The 24,048-nt window shown below is 38.3% G+C and carries 16 protein-coding genes and 1 riboswitch; of the genes, 11 read left to right on the top strand and 5 right to left on the bottom strand.

From position 1 onward, the window contains the following. Positions 1 to 81 precede the first annotated feature (81 nt). Complete coding sequence (locus tag IGL93_RS05465) at positions 82 to 2,421, bottom strand: ATP-binding cassette domain-containing protein (RefSeq protein WP_010775802.1); 2,340 nt, start codon at positions 2,419 to 2,421, stop codon at positions 82 to 84. A gap of 124 nt (positions 2,422 to 2,545) precedes the next feature. Between IGL93_RS05465 and IGL93_RS05470 the strand changes: the two genes are divergently transcribed. Then, entirely contained in the window at positions 2,546 to 3,055 is a 510-nt protein-coding gene (locus IGL93_RS05470; protein WP_002365578.1) for a MarR family winged helix-turn-helix transcriptional regulator, read from the top strand. Between the two features lie 37 nt (positions 3,056 to 3,092). On the opposite strand, the gene IGL93_RS05475 is transcribed toward IGL93_RS05470, so the two are convergent. The 3 genes from IGL93_RS05475 to IGL93_RS05485 all read right to left on the bottom strand — a co-directional run bounded on the left by IGL93_RS05475 (position 3,093) and on the right by IGL93_RS05485 (position 6,639). After that, positions 3,093 to 3,956: a sugar ABC transporter permease gene (locus tag IGL93_RS05475; RefSeq protein ID WP_002360454.1), complete on the bottom strand. Its 864-nt coding sequence runs from the start codon at positions 3,954 to 3,956 to the stop codon at positions 3,093 to 3,095. 3 nt (positions 3,957 to 3,959) lie between these two features. Next, a complete protein-coding gene (locus IGL93_RS05480; RefSeq protein WP_002357775.1) occupies positions 3,960 to 5,303 on the bottom strand; it encodes a carbohydrate ABC transporter permease in 1,344 nt (447 codons plus the stop codon). Positions 5,304 to 5,388: 85 nt separating this feature from the next. Further along, positions 5,389 to 6,639: an extracellular solute-binding protein gene (locus IGL93_RS05485; RefSeq protein ID WP_002382263.1), complete on the bottom strand. Its 1,251-nt coding sequence runs from the start codon at positions 6,637 to 6,639 to the stop codon at positions 5,389 to 5,391. Between the two features lie 259 nt (positions 6,640 to 6,898). Between IGL93_RS05485 and IGL93_RS05490 the strand changes: the two genes are divergently transcribed. From IGL93_RS05490 to lpdA, 9 genes are all read left to right on the top strand, one after another. Then, positions 6,899 to 8,665 (top strand): glycoside hydrolase family 13 protein, encoded by a 1,767-nt coding sequence (locus tag IGL93_RS05490; protein ID WP_010713452.1) that lies wholly within the window; start codon positions 6,899 to 6,901, stop codon positions 8,663 to 8,665. A 27-nt stretch (positions 8,666 to 8,692) separates the two neighbouring features. Continuing rightward, the gene (locus tag IGL93_RS05495) at positions 8,693 to 10,318 is read left to right on the top strand and encodes a glycoside hydrolase family 13 protein (RefSeq protein ID WP_010713451.1); all 1,626 of its coding nucleotides are present in this window, start codon (positions 8,693 to 8,695) and stop codon (positions 10,316 to 10,318) included. A 1-nt stretch (position 10,319) separates the two neighbouring features. Beyond that, the gene (locus IGL93_RS05500) at positions 10,320 to 11,933 is read left to right on the top strand and encodes a glycoside hydrolase family 13 protein (protein WP_010775803.1); all 1,614 of its coding nucleotides are present in this window, start codon (positions 10,320 to 10,322) and stop codon (positions 11,931 to 11,933) included. Between the two features lie 169 nt (positions 11,934 to 12,102). Further along, on the top strand, positions 12,103 to 12,684 hold the full coding sequence (locus IGL93_RS05505; RefSeq protein ID WP_002407466.1) for a TMEM175 family protein: 582 nt from the start codon (positions 12,103 to 12,105) through the stop codon (positions 12,682 to 12,684). An 81-nt stretch (positions 12,685 to 12,765) separates the two neighbouring features. Beyond that, positions 12,766 to 12,933: riboswitch (M-box (ykoK) riboswitch) on the top strand. Between the two features lie 223 nt (positions 12,934 to 13,156). Continuing rightward, positions 13,157 to 15,769, top strand: a complete 2,613-nt coding sequence (gene mgtA, locus IGL93_RS05510; protein ID WP_002413922.1) for a magnesium-translocating P-type ATPase — start codon at positions 13,157 to 13,159, stop codon at positions 15,767 to 15,769. A 598-nt stretch (positions 15,770 to 16,367) separates the two neighbouring features. Further along, positions 16,368 to 17,483 carry a pyruvate dehydrogenase (acetyl-transferring) E1 component subunit alpha gene (gene pdhA / locus IGL93_RS05515; protein ID WP_002357768.1) on the top strand — a complete coding sequence of 372 codons (1,116 nt, stop codon included), beginning with the start codon at positions 16,368 to 16,370 and terminating at the stop codon, positions 17,481 to 17,483. Between the two features lie 2 nt (positions 17,484 to 17,485). Beyond that, a complete protein-coding gene (locus tag IGL93_RS05520; protein ID WP_002357767.1) occupies positions 17,486 to 18,463 on the top strand; it encodes an alpha-ketoacid dehydrogenase subunit beta in 978 nt (325 codons plus the stop codon). A 142-nt stretch (positions 18,464 to 18,605) separates the two neighbouring features. Further along, positions 18,606 to 20,225: a dihydrolipoyllysine-residue acetyltransferase gene (locus IGL93_RS05525; RefSeq protein WP_010775804.1), complete on the top strand. Its 1,620-nt coding sequence runs from the start codon at positions 18,606 to 18,608 to the stop codon at positions 20,223 to 20,225. A 7-nt stretch (positions 20,226 to 20,232) separates the two neighbouring features. Continuing rightward, entirely contained in the window at positions 20,233 to 21,639 is a 1,407-nt protein-coding gene (lpdA, locus tag IGL93_RS05530) for a dihydrolipoyl dehydrogenase (protein WP_002357765.1), read from the top strand. Between the two features lie 112 nt (positions 21,640 to 21,751). Here lpdA and IGL93_RS05535 read toward each other — a convergent pair whose 3' ends face one another. After that, positions 21,752 to 22,738, bottom strand: coding sequence for a PocR ligand-binding domain-containing protein (locus IGL93_RS05535; RefSeq protein ID WP_002382271.1), 987 nt, complete (start codon positions 22,736 to 22,738; stop codon positions 21,752 to 21,754). A gap of 160 nt (positions 22,739 to 22,898) precedes the next feature. On the opposite strand from IGL93_RS05535, the gene IGL93_RS05540 reads away from it, so the two are divergent. Continuing rightward, positions 22,899 to 24,038: a glycerol dehydrogenase gene (locus IGL93_RS05540; RefSeq protein WP_002363858.1), complete on the top strand. Its 1,140-nt coding sequence runs from the start codon at positions 22,899 to 22,901 to the stop codon at positions 24,036 to 24,038. Positions 24,039 to 24,048 lie beyond the last annotated feature (10 nt).

Genomic DNA, 24,048 nt, shown 5'->3' on the forward strand with positions numbered 1-24,048 from the left:
ACTTAGTATACGGAGGTTTTATAAGAAATACAAATAAAAAACAATCCTTTAAGAGAAATTAAAGGATTGTTTTTTTGTTATTTATTCTGCACGTAAAGCAACTGCCGCATCTTTTTTCGCTGCCATTCGGGCAGGAATATGGCCACCAATCATGGTTAAGATTGTGCTAATTACAATCAAAATAATCCCGTGAATTGGATTTAAGGTGGCAACATTTTCTAAATCAGTCAGGTTATAGAGCACTGCATTGATCGGAAATGTTGCGAGAAAGGCAATCACAACACCAAGAATACCAGAGGCAACGCCTAAAATAGCAGTCTCGGCATCGAACACCCGGGTAATATCTTTTTTACGAGCTCCTAACGCTTTCAGAATACCGATTTCTTTGGTCCGCTCAATGACAGAAGTATAGGTGATAATCCCAATCATAATCATACTTGTAACAAGGGAAATCCCAGCAAATGCAATCAGCACATAGGTGATGGCATCCATTAAACCACCTGTTAAGCGGGTCATTGTTCCAGCTAAATCAGAATAGATGATTTGGTCTTTTTTATCTTTTCCTTTGTTATAAGCATCTAAATAATCAAGAATTTTATCTTTTGATTTGAAGTCGTTTGGATAAATCATAATACTTGAAGGGATTTCGTTCGCTCCTAAATAAGACAATAGGTTTTCTTTCGCGGAAGCATCTAATGTTTCGTTAGTCATAACGTTAGTGTTGCTGGCTTCTTGCGCTTTAACAATATCAGAGGTTTTGTTTTTGGCAATCATATTAGTTGAAAGTGCATCGCTATAAGCAATTCCAGGTGCTAATAGATTCATTGTTGAAGAATCTTTAATTCGCAAAATCCCTGAAATTGTTAATTCGGTATTTTCTGGGTTATCGTAAACAGCTTGCAAATCTTGGTTAGGAATGAAGTTGCCTGGCGGTAATTTGGTGTAAAATGCATTATTATTGGCTAATTTCATTTTTGTGCCAACAATGTCTGAAAAGGCAATCTTTTGATTATCTTTCACGTCAAAGCCAAGATTTTTTAAAGCATTAATATTGGTGGTATTGTTACTATCGACGATTAAAACGACATCGGTTTCTTTTTCTGGATAATTTCCTTCGAGTAACGAGTAATTGTCTTTTAAGAAATTGTTTTTTCCATTTTCTAGTTGTTTAGGAAAAGCAGAAACGCCGACGCCAGTTTGGGCAGCCATCATAGAAGCCATCGCGTTTGATTGGCCGTCGGGTGCATCGTTTGAAAATTTGACAGCTTGTGCTTTCCTGTTGATTTCTCTTAATAAGTTCATATTGACTAGACGAGTATAGCCGATATTATTACTTAATTCAGGATCAATGTGATTGACATAGTCAATAAACTTTTGATCAATTAAATTCGTGTGTTGCGCACGGTCCGCATCGCTAATTTTAGCAGTCACTTCTTTTTCTTTCGGGAAGGTGCCTTTTTTGTCCTGGTTATTGAAACTTTCTGGATCTTGATCGGTCGCTATTTTAGAAATGGTAATCGGAAATTGCGCTAACGTTTCCGACTGAGTTTTATCAATTTGTTTCTGGAATCCTGTTGAAAGAGAAAGGACAATCGCGATACTGATAATTCCGATACTTGAAGCAAAGGCGGTTAAAAAAGTTCGCCCTTTTTTAGTGCGGATATTATTAAAAGATAAACGCAACGCAGTCGTGAATTTCATTTTGGTGCGTTTCAATTCGAAAGGTTCTTTTTTTTCATGTTCAATATGAGGACGCGAGTCATGACGAATTTGGCCATCTGAAAATTCAATAATTCGATCAGCGTATTCATGAGCTAATTCAGGGTTGTGGGTCACCATAATAACTAATTTTTCTTTCGAAAGTTCTTGGATAAGTGCCATAATTTGCAGACTGGTTTCTGAATCCAATGCACCAGTTGGTTCATCACAAAGTAAAATATCGGGATCGTTAGCTAAAGCACGAGCAATGGCAACCCGTTGCATTTGACCGCCAGATAATTGGGAAGGTTTTTTATGGATATGGTCCTTCAAACCGACACGGATGAGTGCATCTTCGGCTTTTTGGCGTCTTTCTGCTTTTGAAATACCACTCAGTGTCATACCAAGCTCGACATTATCCAAAATCCCTTGATGACTAATTAAGTTGTAACTTTGAAAAATAAAACCAATTGAGTTATTCCGATAAGCATCCCAGTCGGCTTCTTTAAAATTTTTTGTTGATTTGCCGTTAATGATTAAGTCACCAGAATCGTAATTGTCCAATCCGCCAATCACATTCAACATCGTCGTTTTACCAGAGCCGCTGGGACCCAGAATGGCTACAAATTCTTGTTTTCGAAAAGCGACAGAGACGCCATCTAAAGCTTTAGTGGTCGTTCCGCCGACAGTATAATATTTTTTTATCTCTTTGAGTTCTAGCATATTTTTCGCATCCTTCTTCCAATTTATCAACAACACAACCTTAAGTTAGTGTATAACGTAACATAATAGTTAACAAAAATCAATCATTACCATTTGATAATCAAGTGAATTTAGTATACACTAGGTGGGAAACGAGGGAGAACATATGGATAAAGAGAAGCATTCATCAAATTTAGATATTAGTGTCTTTACTGAAATTTTTTCATATATGAGCCAATTGCTTTTTAAAGACCTAGACTTGGAGGATCTAAAATTAACAAAGTTAGACATGTTAATTTTATTAATTGTGGCAACGAATGAAGGAATCAGTATGACAGAGTTAGCCAACCAAGTAGGAACGTCGAAAGTTCAAGTGAGTCGCTCTATTGCGGGGTTAGAAGAACGAGCGATTGTTCAACGTCGCCATAATCAAGAAAATCGCCGCGTGGTTAATGTTTATACGACAAAAGAAGGCGAGAAGCTCTTTAAGCAAAAAGAAAATCAAGTAAAACAGCAACTATCTGAAACGCTTAGTGTTCTTTCCTTAGAGGATTATCAAGAGGTCAATCAACACTTTTTGGCGGTCATGAAAATTTTGTCCAATTATCAAGCGCTACGAAGAAAAACGTGTAAGGAAAACAACGCCAAAAAATAAAAAACATCGTTTGGCTATAAACCAAACGATGTTTTTTCTAGCCTTTGACAGAGCCAGAAGTCACGCCTTCTACATAGAAACGTTGCATTAATATAAATAAAATAGTAATTGGAATGGCAATTAGCACACATCCAGCTGTAAAAGCCATGAATAGTGAATTGGCTGTTGATTTGGTCATCATCGAAAAGAGACCAATCGCAACGGTGTAATTTTCAACTTTATCACCCATAATAACTTTTGCGAAAATAAAATCCATCCAAGGGCCCATGAAGGCGGTTAAAGAAGTATAGACAATAATTGGTTTCGACAATGGCAACGTAATTTTTGTGAAAATTTGCCACTTGTTGGCACCGTCAATCATAGCCGACTCGTCTAAAGCCATCGGAATGGTATCGAAGAACCCTTTGGCGATGTAAAAACCTAGCGCCGAGCCTGCAGAGTAAACCAGAATTAAAGCGAATAAACTTTCAGTTAAATTTAAGGCTTTTAAAATATAGTAAACGGCAATCATGCTCATAAAACCAGGGAACATATTTAAAACGAGCGCCACTTTTAAAAAGGGTTTTCTTAAGCGGAAACGCAACCGGGACAGCGCATAAGCCATTGCGATTGTAATGAAAGTTGATAACAGACAGCTTGCGATGGAAACGAACAAGGTGTTCAAAAACCAACGGACAAAGGGGAAGTTGCCAGTCTGATTTGTTAATAATACTTTATAATTTTCTAAAGTGAATGTTTTGGGAATGATATAGGGAACAAATGCACCGCCTTCGCCACGAAAACTTGTTAAGATAATCCACACAATGGGGAACATCCAAAAAACTGCTAAAATGGTTAGAATGATGTAAACGCTGGTAAGTGCAGTGCGTTGTTTTTTCTGGTAACTTTTTGCTTTAGCCATAAGTTACGCCTCCTTAAATGAATTCGTCCGTGTATAGGCAATTAAACTGAAGACTGCGGAAAGAATGAAGATTAAAATACCAATCACAGAGGCTAAATTGTAATCCATTGTATCGACAGTCAATTTGTATAACCAGGTAACTAAAAGGTCAGTTGAGCCTGCACCGTAGAAGTTAGAATTGGCTGGACCGCCGCCTGTTAATAGATAAATGACATTGAAGTTATTGATGTTGCCAATAAACTGTTGAATCAGCGCCGGGGTCATCACAAATAGAATTTGTGGAAACGTAATACTTTTAAAAATTTGCCATTTATTGGCACCGTCAATTCTAGCTGCTTCGATTTGATCTTCAGGAAGGTTTTGGATAATCCCTGTAGAGATTAACATCGTAGCAGGAATACCAATCCACATATTGACAACAATAATGGTTAATTTTGCCCAATTCGGATCTGTTAAGAAGGGGATAGAAGAATCGATTAAGCCCCAGTTTAACAACAGAGCATTGATAGGTCCGGAACCATTTAAGAGGTTTCGCATAATTAAAAGTGAAACAAACGGAGGTACGGCCATCGTGATGACAAAAATAGTCCGCCAAAACGCTTTATATTTTAAGCCTTTTGTATTGATAAGCAAGGCTAAAATGATTCCAAAAAAGAAACAAGTTGCGGTTGCGAAAACAGCCCAAATCAAGGTCCAGCCAAGTACTGGAAAGAACGTTGAAGCCATATCGCCTGTGATTACATTGCCTAGATTTGCCAATCCAACCCAAGTAAAAAGGTTTTTCGGTGGCAAATGGTTATGGTCGTAGTTGGTAAAGGCAATGGAAATCATATATAACAACGGCAAGATGGTAAAGAAAAGAACGCCTAGTAAGGGAATCGTCATTAAAGTTGCATGGAAACGTTCGTTTAACAAGCTACGTAAATCATCCATAGTTGTTGGAATTTTTTTGCCGGCTGTCTTTAATTCATATAGGTGACGGGCGCTTTTTAAATTGATTACATATAAAATGATTAGCGATAAACAGACTAAAATTGCTGCAATTCCGAATAATAATAAGAGCATTGAATTATCGCCTTCTTTTAGAACTTCAATCCCTAAAGAATCATCATATACTAATCCTTGCTGTTGGGTCCCTAGTGTTCCTAGCATCATTAATGCGTGGAAACCATTACGGATTAACCAATAGATAAAGCCAATTTCAGCTGTTAAAAAGATGATTCCCTTTAACCACTGCTTGTTGGCGAAGTTTGCAGCACCCATAACTAAAAAAGATAGTTTTGTAGCGAAGTCGCCTTTTTTAAAGACCTCTCGAAATGACGTCTGGGCTTTCTTTTTCTTGAACATCTTCGTTCACTCACTTTCTACTTAAATAAAAAAGATAGAGGAAATGGGACAGCAGATTGAAGCTCGTCCCATTTCTTTACTCTTTTTATTCTTTTGCTTCTTTTGATGTGTCTTGGACTAATTTATCTAATTTTGCTTGATAATCTGCAGGTTTGATATTGCCTTTGTACGTATCATTGATCACTGCATCCATCGCAGGCCAGAATGAAACGATTTCTGGGATTTTTGGCATTACCACAGAGTGGGTTGGTTGTGCCATTTCTAAGATAGCTTTTGCAACAGTATCTTGTGTAATTTCTTCGTTTGTTTGTAATTTTTTGTTTGAAGGGACAAAGCCGATTTCTTTAAAGTAAGTCATTTGTGCTTTTTCGCTGGTTAAATAGTTTGCTAATGTCATTGCGGCCAATGGTGCTTGTGTTTGTTGGTTGACAGCAAAACTACGAACGCCCAAGAAAGCTTTCATTTGTTTTTCTCCATTGCCAAAATCAATGGTTGGATAGGCAGCAGCCCCCATTTTGTCGCCAAGAGCTTTTTCTACATCGTTTTTAGACCAAGGGCCAGAAAGGAAGGCATCCGTTTTGCCAGAACCTAGATTAGACAATGCTTCTGTATTTGATTGGATCACACCAGGATTATTTTTTTGATCGGCAATCCATTGTAATACTTCTATACCTTGTTGGTTATTAAAGTTGGTACCTTTTGGATCTTCGCCATTTTCACCATATAAGTAATCGCCGTTACTCATAAATAGAGGACCGAAGATATAATTTGCGCCATCTTCGCCAAAATTGGTACCGATTTTGCCTTTTTCAGTTAAAGACTTCCAAGTTTTGATTTCCTCTGGAGAATACGTATCTTTGTTATAATAAAGAACTTGTGACTCTACGGCATAAGGGTAGGCATAGACTTTGTCTTTCCAAGTGACTCCTGCGACTGCCGAGTCGATATTGTTTTCTTTGACTTCTTTTTCATATTTTGTGTTAGGGTAAATCAGACCAGCTTCTGCCATTTGACCAATTTGATCATGTGGCATCATGAAAACATCTGCGGCAGCTTTAGGATCTTTTGCAATGTCTTTTTTAGCATCTGCCGAATTTCCAGCAGTTAAGTTAACTTTAATATCGGGGTTTTCTTTTTCAAAATCGGCGACAACTTTTTTAAAGACGCCCATATATTCAGTATCAACCCATAATTTTACGTCACCAGCTGCTTTATTTGCTGAACCGCTTTCATTTTCAGCTTTCGTTTTTTCTGCGCCACCACAGGCAGTAAGTAAAACCGCGGAAGCACTTAAAAGGATACCGCCCATTAAAATCTTTTTCCAATTCGCTTTCATTTTTGAACCCTCCAAAAATTATTTTTTACAAGTCTTATTATGCAACCGATTGCGGAAATAATCAAGTGTTTTTCATCGAGAAAGTTAAAAAAGTTTTTTTGTTATAAATAACATACTGTTTATTTAAAGTGGTGTATACCACTAATTAAGCATTTTAAATAAAAAAATAAAAAAGGGTATACAAATGCAATCGTTTGCGCTAAAATGTGTTCGAGTATTAGAAAATACACGAAAAGCGACAATTAAAGGAGAGAATTAAATGAACACTGCTGCAATCTACCATCGTCCAGAAAGTGAATTTGCTTATCTTTATACAGAAGAAACCATGCATATTCGTTTGCGTACGGCAAAAGGCGACATTGCCTCTGTCCAATTAGTGCAAGGAGATCCTTATCTTTTAGGAAAAGAAAAGTGGTACCAACAGTCGTTAACCATGGAGAAGTTAGTATCTACGGAGTTATATGATTACTGGTTTATTGCATTAAGTGCAAAATTTAAACGCCTTTCATATGCTTTTACTTTAGTAGGGACGGATGGTTTGACGGCGTTTTATGGCGAACACGGCATTTATCCTTTAGAAGAAAAGTATTTAGAGATGGCGAATAATTATTTTCGGATGCCGTATTTTCATGAAGTCGATCGTTTTAAAGCACCTGAATGGGTCAAAGAAACGGTTTGGTATCAAATATTTCCAGAGCGTTTTGCAAATGGTGATCCCGCCAATGATCCTGAAGGGACGTTACCGTGGGGATCTAAAAGACCAGATCGACAAGATTTTTTTGGTGGGGATTTACAAGGGGTGCTAGATCATCTTGATTACATTGAAGATTTAGGTGTTAACGGCTTATATTTTTGCCCAATTTTTGAAGCGTTTTCTAATCACAAATATGATACGATTGATTATTTAAAAATTGACCCAGCTTTTGGTGATGGTGCTACCTTTAAGCGTTTAGTCGAAGAGTGTCATCGACGGGGCATTAAGATTATGTTGGACGCCGTTTTTAATCATATGGGGGACACTTCGCCTCAATGGCAAGATGTGTTAAAAAATGGCCAGGACTCAATTTATGCCGATTGGTTCCACGTAAATGAGTTTCCAGCTAGCTATGAAGAAAGTGCTGATTTTGAAGAAGCAAGCAACATTACCTATGATACTTTTGCATTCACTCCGCATATGCCTAAATTAAATACAGCAAATCCAGAGGTGCAAGCCTATCTTTTAGAAATTGCTCGTTATTGGATTGAGGAATATGATATTGATGCCTGGCGTTTAGATGTGGCAAACGAAGTGGATCATGCGTTCTGGAAAAAATTCCGGCAAACATGTGATGACGCAAAAGAAGATTTTTATATTTTAGGAGAAATTTGGCACTCGTCGCAAAGCTGGCTCCAAGGAGACGAATTTCATGCAGTGATGAATTATGCATACACAGATGCGATTATGGGCTACTTTGTCAAGCAAGAACTGTCCTTGGAAAAGATGCTTTCTGAAATGAACAACCAGTTAATGCTCTATCGACAACAAACGAATCAAATGCAGTTTAATGTTTTAGATTCCCACGATACACCACGCTTATTGCATGAAACGAAAGAGGATAAAGAGTTGATGCGCCAAGTATTAGCGTTTACGTATATTCAACCAGGCGTCCCTTGTCTTTACTATGGTGATGAAATTGGTATGACAGGTGATATGGATCCTGATTGTCGTCGTTGTATGGTTTGGGAGGAAAATCAGCAAGATTTGGATTTGAAGGAATTTGTAAAATCATTGATTGCCCTTCGCAAAAAGTATGCGGCTGTTTTTTCTGGTGGAACAATCGATTGGACAGGAACTTCTTTTGAAACGGGGTTGATTAGATTCGCTTGTCGTTTGGAGGAACAAACGATCTATGGGATTTTTAATACTGGCCAAGAGACACAATTTGTTGATAGAACTGATCGAGAAGTTTTGCTAAGTTCTTCTATCGAAACTGCTTCAGAACAGATAATGGTTTTACCAAAAGGTTTTCTTTTATATCAAGCATAATAATTAAGCAAAGGAATGTGAAGAAGAATGGAAAAACATTGGTGGCAAGAAGTCGTGGTTTATCAGATTTATCCTCGCAGTTTTAAGGATAGCAATGGAGATGGCATTGGAGATTTACCAGGAATTATTGAAAAATTGGATTATTTGGAAACGTTAGGCATTGGGGCTATTTGGTTATCACCAGTTTATCAATCACCCAATGATGACAATGGTTATGACATTTCTGATTATGAAGCGATTATGACAGAGTTTGGGACGATGGCGGATATGGATCGTCTAATTGAGGAAGCGAAAAAGCGAAAGATTGAAATTATTATGGACTTAGTGGTTAACCATACGTCAGATGAACATCGTTGGTTTATTGAAGCGAAAAAAAGTAAGGAGAACCCCTACCGAGACTATTATGTATGGGCTGATCCTGCTTCAGATGGCGGTGTGCCTAACCGACTGAAATCTGCCTTTTCGGGTTCGGCGTGGACGTTTGATGAAGCGAGTGGGCAATACTATTTGCATTTGTTTAGTAAAAAACAACCAGATTTAAATTGGGAAAACCAACAAATGCGTCAGTCGGTTTACGAGATGATGAATTTTTGGATTGATAAAGGAATTGGCGGTTTCCGTTTAGATGTAATTGACTTAGTGGGTAAAATTCCAGGAGAAGAGATCACCGCGAATGGACCTCATTTACATCGTTATTTACAAGAAATGAACGCCGCAACATTTGGCGGCAAAGAGCTGTTAACTGTAGGTGAAACATGGGGGGCCACACCTGAAATTGCAAAAATGTACTCTAGTCCAGAGCGTCATGAATTATCTATGATTTTTCAGTTTGAACATATGAGCCTGGATCAACAACCAGGTAAAGAAAAATGGGACCTTCAGCCAATGGAAGTTGCCAAGTTGAAACAGGTTTTTGCAAAATGGCAAACAGAATTAGGAAATGATGGCTGGAATTCTTTATTTTGGAATAACCATGATTTACCGAGAATGATTTCACGTTGGGGAAATGATCAGGAACATTGGTTGGAAAGTAGTAAGTTATTCGCTATTTTACTGCACATGATGAAAGGCACACCTTATATTTATCAAGGGGAAGAAATTGGTATGACCAATACGCCGATTACAGATATTCGTGAAGCGCGGGACATCGAAACGATTAACATGTACCATGAGTATCTAGAAAAAGGATATTCTAAAGAAGAAATTTTGCTGAAAATTAATACTAAAGGTCGCGACAATGCACGCCGGCCTATGCAGTGGACCGCTGAAAAAAATGCGGGCTTTACGACGGGTACACCTTGGATTGATGTTAATCCCAATTATCAAACGATTAACGTCGCTGCTGCTTTGGCAGATAAAAATTCACTATTCTATACGTACCAAGAAATGATTCGTTTGAGAAAAGAACATCCTTTAATTGTTTGGGGCGACTTTGAATTGCTGGAAACAGTGGACGAAGTGATTAGTTTTTATCGTACCTATGGTGAGGAACGCTGGCTTGTTGTAACGAACTTTTCTGACAAAGTTCGGCCATTTTCTGCAGACGTTCATGTAGAACAAGTAATGATTGAAAATATGCCGACAGATGTCACTGCTTTAGCAGACTATTCGTTAGCGCCTTGGCAAGCATTTGTTGTGAAAGTGAGTCAATAAGATGGAACAATGGTGGAAAAATGCTGTCGGTTATCAAATTTATCCTCGGAGTTTTAAAGATAGCAACGGGGATGGCATTGGTGATTTGCAGGGAATTATTGAGAAATTACCGTATTTAAAAGAACTAGGGGTCGATTTTTTATGGTTAAATCCGATTTACACTTCGCCAAACGTTGACAATGGTTATGATATTGCGGATTATCAAGGGGTTCAGCCAGAATTTGGTACGATGGAAGATTTTCAAGAACTTTTGGATCAAGCGCATCAATTAGATTTGAAGATTATTCTTGATCTGGTAGTCAATCATACAAGTGATCAACATCCGTGGTTTGTTGAAGCGAAAAAAAGTTTAGATAATCCGTATCGTGAGTATTATTTATGGGCCGATGCGACACCAGATCGTATGCCGAATGAATGGAAAAGTTTTTTTGGTGGCTCGACTTGGACGTATGACGAGGGTACAAAGCAAGCATATTTTCATGTGTTTGCAAAAGAGCAACCTGATTTGAACTGGAAAAATCCTAAAGTTCGTGAAGAGATTTATGCGTTGATTCGCTGGTGGTTAGATTTGGGAATTGATGGTTTCCGATTGGATGCGATTAGTCATATCCAAAAAGAACCTTGGGATTTTAAAATTACCACGAATCCGTGGGCTCCATTTATGAATGTAAAAGGCATTGAAGACTATATGCTAGATTTGAAAGCTATTTTTGCTGAGTATGACATCATGACAGTGGGGGAAGCTAGTGGCGTTTCAAGTAAAAAAGCGGTGGAATGGACCAATGATGCGGGCTATCTGAATATGATTTTTGAATTGGAGCACAATGTTCGAGAAGGAAAGCCAGGAGAAGAACGGTTAAATATTTTAGGCTATAAAAAAGTAATGGCTCGCTGGCAAAAGCATTTAGGGACAGAAGGCTGGAATGCATTATATGTAGAAAATCATGATAATCCCAGAATCAATTCAATTTTAGGCAATGAAACCTCTCATTCTGCTAAGGCGATTGGAACAATCGCCTTGCTCTTGCGAGGAACGCCGTTTATTTATCAAGGACAGGAAATCGGCATGGTTAATTATCCGTTTCAACAGATTGACGAGTTAGATGCTAAAGATTCCCATAACCATTATCGTTTGCTTATAGAAAATGGCTACGATGCGAAACAAGCATTAAAAGAAGTGGCGCATTGGACGCGGGACCATTCGCGTACGCCTATGCAGTGGACGAATCAAGAGGCAAGTTCATTCACCTCGGGGCATCCGTGGTTAGCAATTCATCCCAATTTCAAAGAAATAAATGTGGCTGACCAAGAAACGGATGCGCAATCCGTGTTGAATTATTATAAAAAGTTAATTGCGCTGCGGAAAGAAAATCCAGTCTTTACAGATGGACAGTTTGAACTATTAGCGCCCAATCATCCGTCTGTTTTTGCTTTTTTAAGAAAAACAACTGAGGCAACAGCGTTAGTGATTGTCAATTTAAGTGGAGAAAAGTGCCAATTTGACTTGCCGAATAAATTACTGGGCAGAAAGTGGCAACAATTGTTAGGGAATCAAGATTTTACGGTGAAGAAACGGATGCAGTTAGCACCTTATCAAGCGGGGGTCTTCCAATAACTGATTTGTTCTATAACGAGTGCAAGAGGCTTACTTCTAAGTAGGGCTCTTGCACTCGTTTTTAGGAACTTCAACAACCGAGAGACTTCATAAATAATTGAATTTTTACAGAAATGCGTTATACTTACTTTGGGTAAGTTATTTAATTTTATGAAAGTAGGGGGAAATGATGCCGAAAACACGTGTAGAAGCATTTACAGATGCAGTCATTGCGATTATTTTAACGTTATTAATTTTAGAATTAAAAATTCCTGAAAAAGCAGATTGGTCTGCTCTGACTCAATCTGGACACAAAATCATTATTTATTTAATTAGTTTTGTTACTTTATTGATTTATTGGAACAATCATCATCATTTATTTCAAAGTGTCCGTAAAATTGATGGACGTGTCCTTTGGATGAATAATTTTTTAATTTTGACGTTGACGTTTTTCCCGTTTGTTACTGGTTGGGTAGGTGAACATCCATTTTCTTGGCCGCCACAAGCTTTGTATGGCTTAGTAGTATTAGGAGCTGATGTTGCTTATTATCTAGTGGTGCGGGCATTGATTCAGGCAAATGGGCCCAAATCCGAAGTACAACGTTTGTTTGGCCACTATCCAAAATTAACGCTTTCGATTGTGTTGAATATTATTGCGTTGATTGTGGGTAAACTGGTAGCGCCAATCGCTGTTCTGATTATTGATACGATTGTTTTAGTTATGTGGTTTATTCCTGAGCGAAAAGCAGAAATAAAGGAAATTTTAAAGTAGTCATTTTTTATTTATAACAAAAAAGTCATAAATCTTTTGACAAGAATGTCAAACTCCTCTATTATAAGAAGTGGATAAAAACTGAATAATTGTTAGGTGAGGCTCCTATTTGGACAAATGCTGCTGCCGCGAAAGGATCGAGAGACCCTTAGTTGGTTGAACAGGAATAATCGTGAAGGTTATTCATAATGTAGCTGATACATGTTATCTACGCCCTATAGTGCTAAAGCTCAACGATAGAGAATCTTATTTAAAGATGGTATTTTGGGACGTACTCTATTGTTGAGTAGGTCCTTTTTTGTGTGTTTGGCAAAAAAGCAATTATTCACTGGAAGTATAAATAAGAAAAAGAAAGGATGACTGTCATGGAAGACCCTGGAAGTGAACAGAGAAACAAAATACAGTCACCAACGAAAGGAGAAGATTTTAGCACTCTTTTCGGCAGGTGACCACAACCTTGGAGGAAAAGAAAATGATGAACAAAAAAACAATGGATATGAGAAAAGCAACCAAAGATCAAGAATTACGTAAATTGGCGTTGCTTTCTGAACGGGAATTAATGATGGAATTACGGACATCTGAAAAAGGACTCTCGAATGAAGATGCCGAAAAAAGATTAGAGGAATTTGGACCAAACGAAGTTTCTGCACAAAAGCCAACCCCAGCAATTATTTTATTTTTAAGTGCATTCAAAGATCCATTTGTCTATGTCTTAGCCTTATTGATGGTCGTTTCAACTTTAACGAAAGATTTCGAAGCCGCTATCGTGATGGGCGTGATGATTTTAGCCAGTGTCTTGATTGCTTTTATACAAGAATATCGTTCTCAAAAAGCGAGTTTGGATTTAAAAGAATTAATTGAAAACACCGCTGCAGTGACACGGGAAGGAATTACGAAAGAAATTCCAATGGACGAAATTGTTCCAGGAGACATTGTAACTTTAGCTACAGGAGACATGATTCCTGCAGATGCCGTGTTGATTTGGACCAAAGATTTATTCGTTAATCAATCGTCGCTAACAGGCGAATCCATGCCTGTCGAAAAATTTGTGGATGCAGGTGTGGATCGTCAACAAACAGAGGTTTCTGCATTAGATATGCAAGACCTAGTGTTTATGGGCACAGATGTCTTGAGTGGACAAGGAAAAGCGATTATTTTAAAAACTGGGCAACATACATTTTTTGGTGATATTGCTAAAAATGCTACAACACAACGAGGAAAAACTAGTTTTGACTTAGGCTTAGCAAAAGTCAGTAAGTTTTTATTACGAATGGTAATGATTTTGTTTCCAATCGTTTTCTTGATTAATGGTTTAACTAAAGGTGCTTGGGGCGAAGCGTTTTTCTTCGCGATTGCCGTTGCAGTTGGTTTGACACCAGAAATGTTGCCAATGATTGTTACGAGTAACTTAGCCAAGGGTGCATTATCCTTATCGAAACATAAAGTCATTGTTAAAGAATTAGCGGCTATCCAAAATTTGGGTGGTATGGATGTGCTCTGTACAGATAAGACTGGAACGATTACCGAAGATCGTGTAGTTTTGGTTCAACATTTGAATCCATTAGGTGATTTGAGTGACGAGGTTCTAAATTTAGCCTACTTAAATTCTTCTTATCAAACAGGTTGGAAAAATTTAATGGATATTGCCGTTATTAATTTTTATGAAGAGCATCAATGGAAAACGCCGTTTAAAAATGTCACTAAAATTGATGAAATTCCTTTTGATTTTTCCAGACGCCGCTTAACGGTTGTCGTAAATGCAGATGATCATCAATTGATGATTACGAAAGGCGCCGTGGAAGAAATGGAAGAAGTGTGCACGCATGCGCAAATTAATGGCGAAATTGTACCATTAAGCAGTGCTGTACGAGAAGAACTACGCCGAGTAAATGTTCAAATGAACAAACAAGGGATGCGTGTGTTAGCGGTAGCTGTAAAAAAAGATGTCCATAAAGAAGCAGTTTATTCAGTTGAAGATGAAAAAGAGATGACATTGATTGGGTTTATGGGGTTTCTTGATCCAGCAAAAGAGTCAGCCGTCAGCGCTATCCGCTCCTTACATGAACATGGTGTCAACGTGAAAGTGCTAACGGGCGATAATGACATTGTCGCCAAAAAAGTCTGTAAAGATGTAGGTATTGAAGTTTCCCATGTGTTATTAGGTTCTCAAATTGAAGCAATGACAGATGAAGAGTTGCGGGCGCAAGTGGAAGAAACTAATTTATTTGCCAAATTAAATCCGATGCAAAAATCTAAAATTATTGAATTGCTACAAGCAAAAGGTCATACGGTTGGTTTTATGGGGGATGGCATTAATGATGCACCGGCATTACGAAAAGCTGATGTGGGCATTTCAGTAGATACTGCAGCTGATATTACTAAAGATGCTAGCTCGATTATTTTACTGGAAAAAAGTTTAAATGTACTGGAATCTGGTGTGATTGAAGGACGAAAAGTATTTAGCAATATGATGAAATATATTAAAATTACCATCAGTTCTAATTTTGGGAATGTCTTTTCAATTTTAGTAGCCAGTGCCTTTTTACCATTTCTACCAATGCTTTCCTTACAACTCTTGATTCAAAATTTGATTTATGATGTGGCTCAGTTGACAATTCCTTGGGATAATGTCGATGAAGAAGAGTTATTAAGCCCTGTTCGGTGGGAAACGAACGGACTAGCGAAATTTACGGTATGTATTGGCCCGGTAAGTAGTATTTTCGATATTCTAACGTATCTTGTCATGTGGTTTGTGTTTAGCGCCAATAGTTTGGCCACTCAACATTTATTCCAAACAGGTTGGTTTATGGTGGGACTTGTTAGTCAAACGTTAGTTGTTCATATGGTCCGGACGCGGAAAATACCATTCATTCAAAGTCGTGCGTCAATGCCTGTGATGTTAAGTAGTTTAGGCGCGATTTTACTCGGTTTCTTGATTGTAGCAACGCCTATAAGAGAGGTTTTTGACTTTGTGAAACTTCCGGCTAACTACTGGCCATGGTTCTTTGGAATCATCATTGCTTACATGTTAACTGTTGAAGTAGCTAAACGTTTATATATTAAAATTACCAAGGAATGGATTTAGTAAAATCTACTGAAAGAGAAAAGAATTTGCTAAGCTGTATTACTCGTTTTGCGAAAATTTGGTGATTTTAAGCAATGAATGTTCGTGATAAAACCTAAGGTAAAGTATTTAGCAAAAAAACGAGCCAAAAAAAATAAAAATTAACGAAAAAAACTTTGTTCTCTAAAAAATAAAAAACCGCATGCTGAGTAGGTTACTCGGCTGACGGTTTTTATTTTTTGGTTTTTTCAAGATAATTTTCATGAAAACGCAAAGTTCGGAAATCAGATTACTAGCCAGTTCGGGGATAAGGGGGCTCAAATTAATAGAACTGTTATATAATATTTTCAAAATAGAATATAACAGTTGGGAGAAAAATAGTACAGAAGAAGTGTGGAACAGAAACCGTTTTCTTGTTTGTGAAAATTATCACTAAACCGCAAAAACATGCGGTTTTGCTCTTTTGTGAAAAAATGAAGAAATTAGAGTTTTTTTCTTGCGCTTTTTCGAATTTAGTGATAATTTGTTAAGTGTAGTCGATAAAAAGTAATACAGTTTCGCACTCTGTTTTACTTTTGTCGAAATTAAAGAAACGTAATAGAGAGGATTGTGTGACAAAATGGCAAAGGCTAAGAAACAAAAACCTATTGACTTTAAAGAGCTAATGGCTAAAGTCGACGCTGATTTCCCAACTTTCCAAATCTTGGATCAAGATGGAAAAATTGTGAATGAAGATTTAGTACCTGATTTATCGGATGAGGAATTAGTTGAATTAATGACACGCATGGTTTGGTCTCGTGTGTTAGACCAACGTTCTACTGCATTAAATCGTCAAGGACGCTTAGGATTCTTCGCGCCAACAGCTGGACAAGAAGCAAGCCAATTGGCAAGTCAATTTGCAATGGAAAAAGAAGACTACTTATTACCAGGTTACCGTGATGTACCTCAATTAGTACAACATGGTTTACCATTAAGAGAAGCTTTCTTATGGTCTCGTGGTCACGTAGCAGGGAACTACTACGCGGAAGATTTAAATGCATTACCACCACAAATTATCATTGGTGCTCAATACATCCAAGCAGCTGGTGTTGCTTTAGGATTGAAAAAACGTGGAAAAGAAAATGTTGTCTTCACTTATACTGGTGACGGCGGTTCTTCACAAGGAGACTTCTATGAAGCAATTAACTTTGCTGGTGCTTACCAAGCAAACGGTGTCTTCATTATCCAAAACAATGGTTTTGCGATTTCTACACCTCGTGAAAAACAAACAGCGGCTAAAACTTTAGCTCAAAAAGCTGTTGCAGCAGGAATTCCTGGTATTCAAGTTGATGGTATGGATCCATTAGCAGTTTACGCAATTGCAAAAGAAGCACGCGATTGGTCAGCTGCAGGAAACGGTCCAGTTTTAATTGAAACATTAACTTATCGTTATGGTCCACATACTTTATCTGGAGACGATCCAACACGTTACCGTTCAAAAGAAATGGATGACGAATGGGTACAAAAAGATCCATTGACTCGTTTCCGTAAATATCTAACAGATAAAGGCTTATGGTCTGAAGCAAAAGAAGAAGAAATTATTGAAAAAACAAAAGAAGAAATCAAAGTAGCGATTGCAGAAGCGGATAAAGCGCCAAAACAAAAAGTTTCTGATTTCTTGAAAAATATGTTTGAAGTTCAACCTCAAACAATTAAAGAACAAATTGCATTTTATGAAGCGAAGGAGTCGAAATAAAAATGGCACAAAAAACTATGATCCAAGCAATTACAGATGCCTTAGCTCTTGAATTAGAGAAAGACGAAAATGTCTTAATCTTCGGTGAAGACGTTGGTAACAACGGTGGGGTTTTCCGTGCAACTGAAGGTTTACAAGAAAAATTTGGTGAAGACCGCGTCTTCGATACACCTTTAGCTGAATCTGGTATCGGTGGATTGGCTTTCGGTCTTGCCTTGCAAGGTTACCGTCCAGTTCCTGAAATCCAATTCTTTGGTTTCGTTTTTGAAGTATTTGACGAAATCGTTGGTCAAATGGCTCGTACGCGTTACCGTATGGGTGGAACTCGTAATATGCCAATTACTGTTCGTGCCCCATTTGGTGGTGGTGTTCATACACCAGAACTTCACTCAGATAACTTAGAAGGATTAATCGCACAATCACCAGGTGTTCGTGTTGTTATTCCATCAAACCCTTACGATGCAAAAGGACTATTAATTTCATCTATTCGTAGCAACGATCCAGTTGTCTACTTAGAGCACATGAAATTATACCGTTCATTCCGTGAGGAAGTGCCAGACGAAGCTTATGAAGTGCCTTTAGATAAAGCGGCTGTAACTCGTGAAGGAACAGACGTATCAATCATCACTTACGGCGCTATGGTTCGTGAAGCGATTAAAGCAGCTGATAGCTTAGCGAAAGACAATATTTCAGCAGAAATCATTGACTTACGTACAGTGGCTCCTTTAGATGTGGAAACAATTATTAACTCTGTTGAAAAAACTGGCCGTGTGGTTGTCGTTCAAGAAGCACAAAAACAAGCTGGCGTTGGCGCTATGGTTGTTTCTGAAATTTCTGAACGTGCCGTATTATCATTAGAAGCACCAATCGGACGTGTATCTGCTCCAGATACAATCTTCCCATTCGGACAAGCAGAAAATATCTGGTTACCAAATGCGAAAGATATCGAAGCAAAAGCTAGAGAAATCGTCGAATTTTAATAGTTATTCGAAGTAGATAAACGAAGAATTAAACAGGTGGAATACGGCTATAGGCATGAAATGTTCAGCTACTATAGTCGTTTCCCCGCGTTTTGCTCCTAAGAAAATAGACAGATCCAACGAAGAAGGGAAGACTTAAAAAATGGCTTATCAGTTTAAATTACCGGATATCGGTGAAGGGATTGCCGAAGGCGAAATCGTTAAATGGTTTGTAAAACCTGGCGATACAATCAACGAAGACGATACGTTATTAGAAGTACAAAATGACAAATCAGTGGAAGAAATTCCATCACCAGTAACAGGTACTGTAAAAAATATCGTTGTACCAGAAGGAACAGTTGCAAACGTTGGTGACGTGTTAATCGAAATCGACGCACCTGGTCACGAAGATAACGATGCAGCACCAGCAGCTCCTGCACAAGAACAAACACCAGCACAACCTGCTGCTGTACCAACAACCGAAGCAGCTGGCGGATTTTTCCAATTCAAATTACCAGACATCGGTGAAGGAATTGCCGAAGGCGAAATCGTTAAATGGTTCGTTAAAGCTGGCGACACAATTAATGAAGATGATTCATTATTAGAAGTACAAAATGACAAATCAGTAGAAGAAATTCCATCACCAGTAACAGGTACTGTAAAAAATATCGTTGTACCAGAAGGAACAGTTGCCAATGTTGGTGACGTGTTAGTTGAAATTGACGCACCTGGTCATAATTCAGCAGCACCGGCAGCCGCAGCACCAGCTACTGACGCTCCTAAAGCGGAAGCATCAGCTCCAGCCGCTTCAACAGGCGTAGTTGCAGCCGCTGATCCAAACAAACGCGTTTTAGCAATGCCATCTGTTCGTCAGTATGCGCGTGAAAAAGACGTTGATATTACACAAGTAACTGCAACTGGTAAAGGTGGCCGTGTCATTAAAGCGGATATTGATGCCTTTGTCTCTGGTGGTTCTCAAGCAGCACCAGCTACTGAAGCTGCCGCAACAGAAGCAGCACCTAAAGCGGAAGCAGCTGCACCTAAAGCAGCGCCAAAAGCCTTTACTTCTGATTTAGGCGAAATGGAAACACGTGAAAAAATGACACCAACACGTAAAGCAATTGCTAAAGCAATGGTTAACAGCAAACACACTGCTCCTCACGTAACATTACATGATGAAGTAGAAGTTTCTAAATTATGGGATCACCGTAAGAAATTTAAAGATGTTGCTGCTGCAAATGGTACAAAATTAACATTCTTACCATACGTTGTAAAAGCATTGACTTCAACTGTTCAAAAATTCCCAATCTTGAATGCATCAATCGATGACGCAGAACAAGAAATTGTTTACAAAAATTACTTTAACATTGGTATCGCTACTGATACAGATCATGGCTTATATGTACCAAATGTTAAAAATGCTAATACGAAGAGCATGTTTGCTATCGCTGATGAAATCAACGAAAAAGCAGCATTGGCTATCGAAGGCAAATTAACTGCACAAGATATGCGTGATGGTACAATCACAATTAGTAACATTGGTTCAGTCGGTGGCGGCTGGTTTACACCAGTAATCAACTACCCTGAAGTTGCTATTTTAGGCGTTGGTACAATTGCACAAGAACCAGTTGTTAATGCAGACGGCGAAATCGTTGTGGGACGCATGATGAAATTATCATTAAGCTTTGACCACCGTATCGTTGACGGCGCAACTGCTCAAAAAGCAATGAACAACATTAAACGCTTATTAGCTGATCCAGAATTACTATTAATGGAAGGATGATTAACAAATGGTAGTAGGAGATTTCGCCATTGAACTAGATACAGTCGTAATCGGAGCTGGTCCTGGAGGATACGTTGCCGCAATTCGTGCCGCAGAAATGGGTCAAAAAGTTGCGATTATCGAACGTGAATACATCGGAGGCGTTTGTTTAAACGTTGGATGTATTCCTTCAAAAGCTTTAATTGCTGCTGGACATCATTACCAAGAAGCACAAGATTCTTCAACTTTTGGTGTAACAGCTAAAGGAGTCGAATTAGACTTTGCAAAAACACAAGACTGGAAAGATAACACAGTTGTTAAATCATTAACAGGCGGCGTTGGCATGTTATTGAAAAAACACAAAGTGGAAATTATTGAAGGCGAAGCATTCTTCGTTGACGAAAATACATTGCGTGTTATTCACCCAGACTCAGCACAAACTTACTCATTCAATAATGCTATTGTAGCAACAGGTTCTCGTCCAATTGAAATCCCAGGATTCAAATTTGGCGGACGCGTGTTAGATTCTACAGGCGGTTTAAACTTAAAAGAAGTTCCTAAAAAATTCGTTATTATCGGTGGCGGTGTCATCGGTGCTGAATTAGGTGGCGCTTATGCTAACTTAGGTTCAGAAGTAACAATTTTAGAAGGTAGCCCATCAATTTTACCAACTTATGAAAAAGATATGGTTAAAGTTGTCACAGACGACTTCAAGAAGAAAAACGTAACAATCGTGACTTCTGCAATGGCTAAAGAAGCTGTTGACAATGGCGATAGCGTCACTGTTAAATATGAAGTTAACGGAAAAGAAGAAAGTGTTGAAGCAGATTACGTAATGGTCACTGTTGGACGTCGTCCAAACACAGACGACTTAGGCTTAGAACAAGCGGGCGTTGAAATTGGCGAACGTGGTTTAATCCCAGTTGACAACCAAGGACGTACTAACGTGAAAAACATCTTCGCAATCGGCGACATCGTACCAGGTGCTGCGTTAGCGCATAAAGCAAGCTACGAAGCAAAAATTGCTGCTGAAGCAATTTCTGGTAAGAAAGTTGCAGTTGATTACAAAGCAATGCCAGCTGTTGCCTTTACTGATCCAGAATTGGCAAGCGTTGGTATGACTGTTGCAGAAGCAAAAGAAGCGGGAATCGAAGCAAAAGGCTACAAATTCCCATTTGCTGGTAACGGCCGTGCAATCTCTTTAGATAAAACTGAAGGATTCATGCGTTTAGTTACAACTGTAGAAGACAATGTCATCATCGGTGCACAAATTGCCGGTGTCGGTGCAAGTGACATGATTTCTGAATTAGCTTTAGCTATTGAATCTGGCATGAATGCAGAAGACATTGCTTTAACAATCCACCCACACCCATCATTGGGCGAAATCACTATGGATACAGCTGAATTGGCTTTAGGTTTACCAATTCATATTTAATAGTATCACTTTGTCGCACGACAGATATAATGCGCCTTTTGCACTTGTTGCATTAGCCACAGCAAGAGCAAAAGGTGTAAAAAAACAACGACTTCTAGGAGTCGTTGTTTTTTTATGCTCTGTTCTTTCTTTTACGGTATTTAAGGGGTGTTTCACCCGTTTCTTGTTTAAAGATCCGGACAAAATAGCTATCTTCAACAAACCCTAAATCTTCACTGATTTGGGCAATTGTTTTATCTGTCTCCAAAAGAAGCTGTTTAGCCCATGTGATTTTTAATTGTCGATAAAATTGACTAAAGGGAATACCAAACTCCTCTTTTAATAAACGACTTAAATACGTCGGTGTCAAATGAACAAGGTCTGCCAGTTCTTGTAAATTTAAACGCAGCGATTTGTTTTCCCAAAGGGCATCTAAAACCGGTTGTAATTGCTTATTTTTAGTTTGATAGGCACTTGAAGGAGTTAATTGAGCAGTTAATAAAGTTTGTTGAATATCTTTTTGGATCATATTCAATGGCTCCAGCTCTTCTTTTCGCGAACTAATCTGTAAGGATTGTTTGTACGTATTGATTAAATAATCTTTTTTGATGGCTTCAGAAATAATATATTGGCTTAGATCAGCGATTAATGTCGCGCTCTTTTCTAAGTCTGCTAGTTCTAAAACAGGGTATTGTTGATACAGCTCTTGGTGTGTTACTAAAAATTCTTGAATGAAGGCATCATTCATGGTTAAAACCTGTTCTAACTCTTCTTGGTGATCTTCGAGCAAAACTTCACCAGCCATAATGGCTCCTACATACTGGTCATCAACAATAATGGGGATGGCCATATCAACGATGTTAAAGTGACAACGGTAGATAAAAGGCTGACCAGTGCGAACAGCTTCCAAGCCACCACGAGCATCACATTTTTCACAAAGTTTCGAGAGCTCAGGGGAGTGACGTACCAGTTGGCAAAAGGGTTGAACTTGACTATGTTTCGTCACAGGTCGACCTTTATAATCGACTAAAATAATGGCTAAACGAGTGCTTAAGGCCAATGATTCTTGCAATTTTTCCCACTTTTCTAAATCTAAAATATTTTTTAATTCTACAGTCATAAGGCAATCCTTCAATCTAAAGTTTAAAAATCATAATATTTTATTATTTCACAAAATAATTCTATCATTTTTTGCAAGAAAACGATACCAAAAGTTCAATGCTTTTTTGATGAAAGCGTTTTATACTATGTATGTAAACAAAATATAGGAGGCTATCAACATGAGAAAAGCATTGATTTTACCAACGAAATATGTTCAAGGGGAAGATGAATTACTAAACTTAGGTTACTTCGTTTCAACTTTTGGAAAAAAAGCGTTACTAATTGCAAATCCTGCTGACGTTGATCGTGTACGTCCACAATTGGAAGAAACAGCGAAAAAGTTTGACATTACATTCGTAGAGGGTGGCTTTAGTGGAGAAGTAACGCGTGAAGAAACAAAGCGCTTGCAAAACGTTGGACAAAAAGAACAAGCAGACTGTATCATTGGTTTAGGTGGCGGTAAAGCAATCGATGCTTCAAAAGTCGTAGCAGAAGGTGAAAACTTAATTATTGTACCAACGATTGCGGCTCAAGATGCACCAACTTCGCATTCAGCTGTACTATATCATGAAGATGGCTCATTTGATGATTATGCTTACTTTAAACAAAGTCCAAGCGTCGTTATGGTTGATACAAAAGTGGTTGCCAAAGCGCCAACTAGATTTTTAGTTGCTGGAATGGGGGATGCCTTATCCACATATTTTGAAGCACGCGCAACACACAATTCATATTCTCGGGTTAATGCTAGTTTGCCAATGGGTTCAAGAGAAGGCTTAACGCCTGCTGCTAGCGGCACATATGCAGCTTTGGCCATGGCAAAACTTTGCTGGGAAAACCTCCAGGAAGATGGGTTAAAAGCGAAATTAGCTTGTGATGCAAATGTGGTTACTGAATCATTGAATAAGATTATCGAAACAAATATCTTACTTTCAGGCTTAGGTTTTGAAAGTGGCGGTTTAGCTGCAGCGCATGCGATTCATAACGGTATGACAGTCTTACCTGGTGCGCACAGTTATTTACATGGTGAAAAAGTAGCCTTTGCAACGATTGCACAACTTGTATTAGAAGATGCAGCAAAAGACGAATTAGAAGCTGTTTTAGACTTTAGCGCTTCTGTAGGTTTACCATTAACGCTTTCAGACATTGGTGTCGATGAAATCACTTATGAAGAAGCATTGGAAGTAGCCAAAATTGCTTGCATTCCAGAAGAATCAATTCATTCAATGCCATTCCCAATTGTCGTTGAAGAAGTAGCGAATGCAATCATTGTTGCAGATAAAGTCGGACAAGAATATAAAACAAGACATAAATTAGATTAAGGAAGTGTCC

The organism is Enterococcus sp. DIV1328a, from assembly GCF_050536905.1.
GTDB lineage: Bacteria > Bacillota > Bacilli > Lactobacillales > Enterococcaceae > Enterococcus > Enterococcus faecalis.

Coding starts and splice junctions, on each gene's coding strand:
- IGL93_RS05465 (WP_010775802.1), bottom strand. CDS start 2,421: ATGCTAGAACTCAAAGAGATAAAAAAATATTATACTGTCGGCGGAACG.
- IGL93_RS05475 (WP_002360454.1), bottom strand. CDS start 3,956: ATGGCTAAAGCAAAAAGTTACCAGAAAAAACAACGCACTGCACTTACC.
- IGL93_RS05480 (WP_002357775.1), bottom strand. CDS start 5,303: ATGTTCAAGAAAAAGAAAGCCCAGACGTCATTTCGAGAGGTCTTTAAA.
- IGL93_RS05485 (WP_002382263.1), bottom strand. CDS start 6,639: ATGAAAGCGAATTGGAAAAAGATTTTAATGGGCGGTATCCTTTTAAGT.
- IGL93_RS05490 (WP_010713452.1), top strand. CDS start 6,899: ATGAACACTGCTGCAATCTACCATCGTCCAGAAAGTGAATTTGCTTAT.
- IGL93_RS05495 (WP_010713451.1), top strand. CDS start 8,693: ATGGAAAAACATTGGTGGCAAGAAGTCGTGGTTTATCAGATTTATCCT.
- IGL93_RS05500 (WP_010775803.1), top strand. CDS start 10,320: ATGGAACAATGGTGGAAAAATGCTGTCGGTTATCAAATTTATCCTCGG.
- IGL93_RS05505 (WP_002407466.1), top strand. CDS start 12,103: ATGCCGAAAACACGTGTAGAAGCATTTACAGATGCAGTCATTGCGATT.
- mgtA (WP_002413922.1), top strand. CDS start 13,157: ATGATGAACAAAAAAACAATGGATATGAGAAAAGCAACCAAAGATCAA.
- pdhA (WP_002357768.1), top strand. CDS start 16,368: ATGGCAAAGGCTAAGAAACAAAAACCTATTGACTTTAAAGAGCTAATG.
- IGL93_RS05520 (WP_002357767.1), top strand. CDS start 17,486: ATGGCACAAAAAACTATGATCCAAGCAATTACAGATGCCTTAGCTCTT.
- IGL93_RS05525 (WP_010775804.1), top strand. CDS start 18,606: ATGGCTTATCAGTTTAAATTACCGGATATCGGTGAAGGGATTGCCGAA.
- lpdA (WP_002357765.1), top strand. CDS start 20,233: ATGGTAGTAGGAGATTTCGCCATTGAACTAGATACAGTCGTAATCGGA.
- IGL93_RS05535 (WP_002382271.1), bottom strand. CDS start 22,738: ATGACTGTAGAATTAAAAAATATTTTAGATTTAGAAAAGTGGGAAAAA.
- IGL93_RS05540 (WP_002363858.1), top strand. CDS start 22,899: ATGAGAAAAGCATTGATTTTACCAACGAAATATGTTCAAGGGGAAGAT.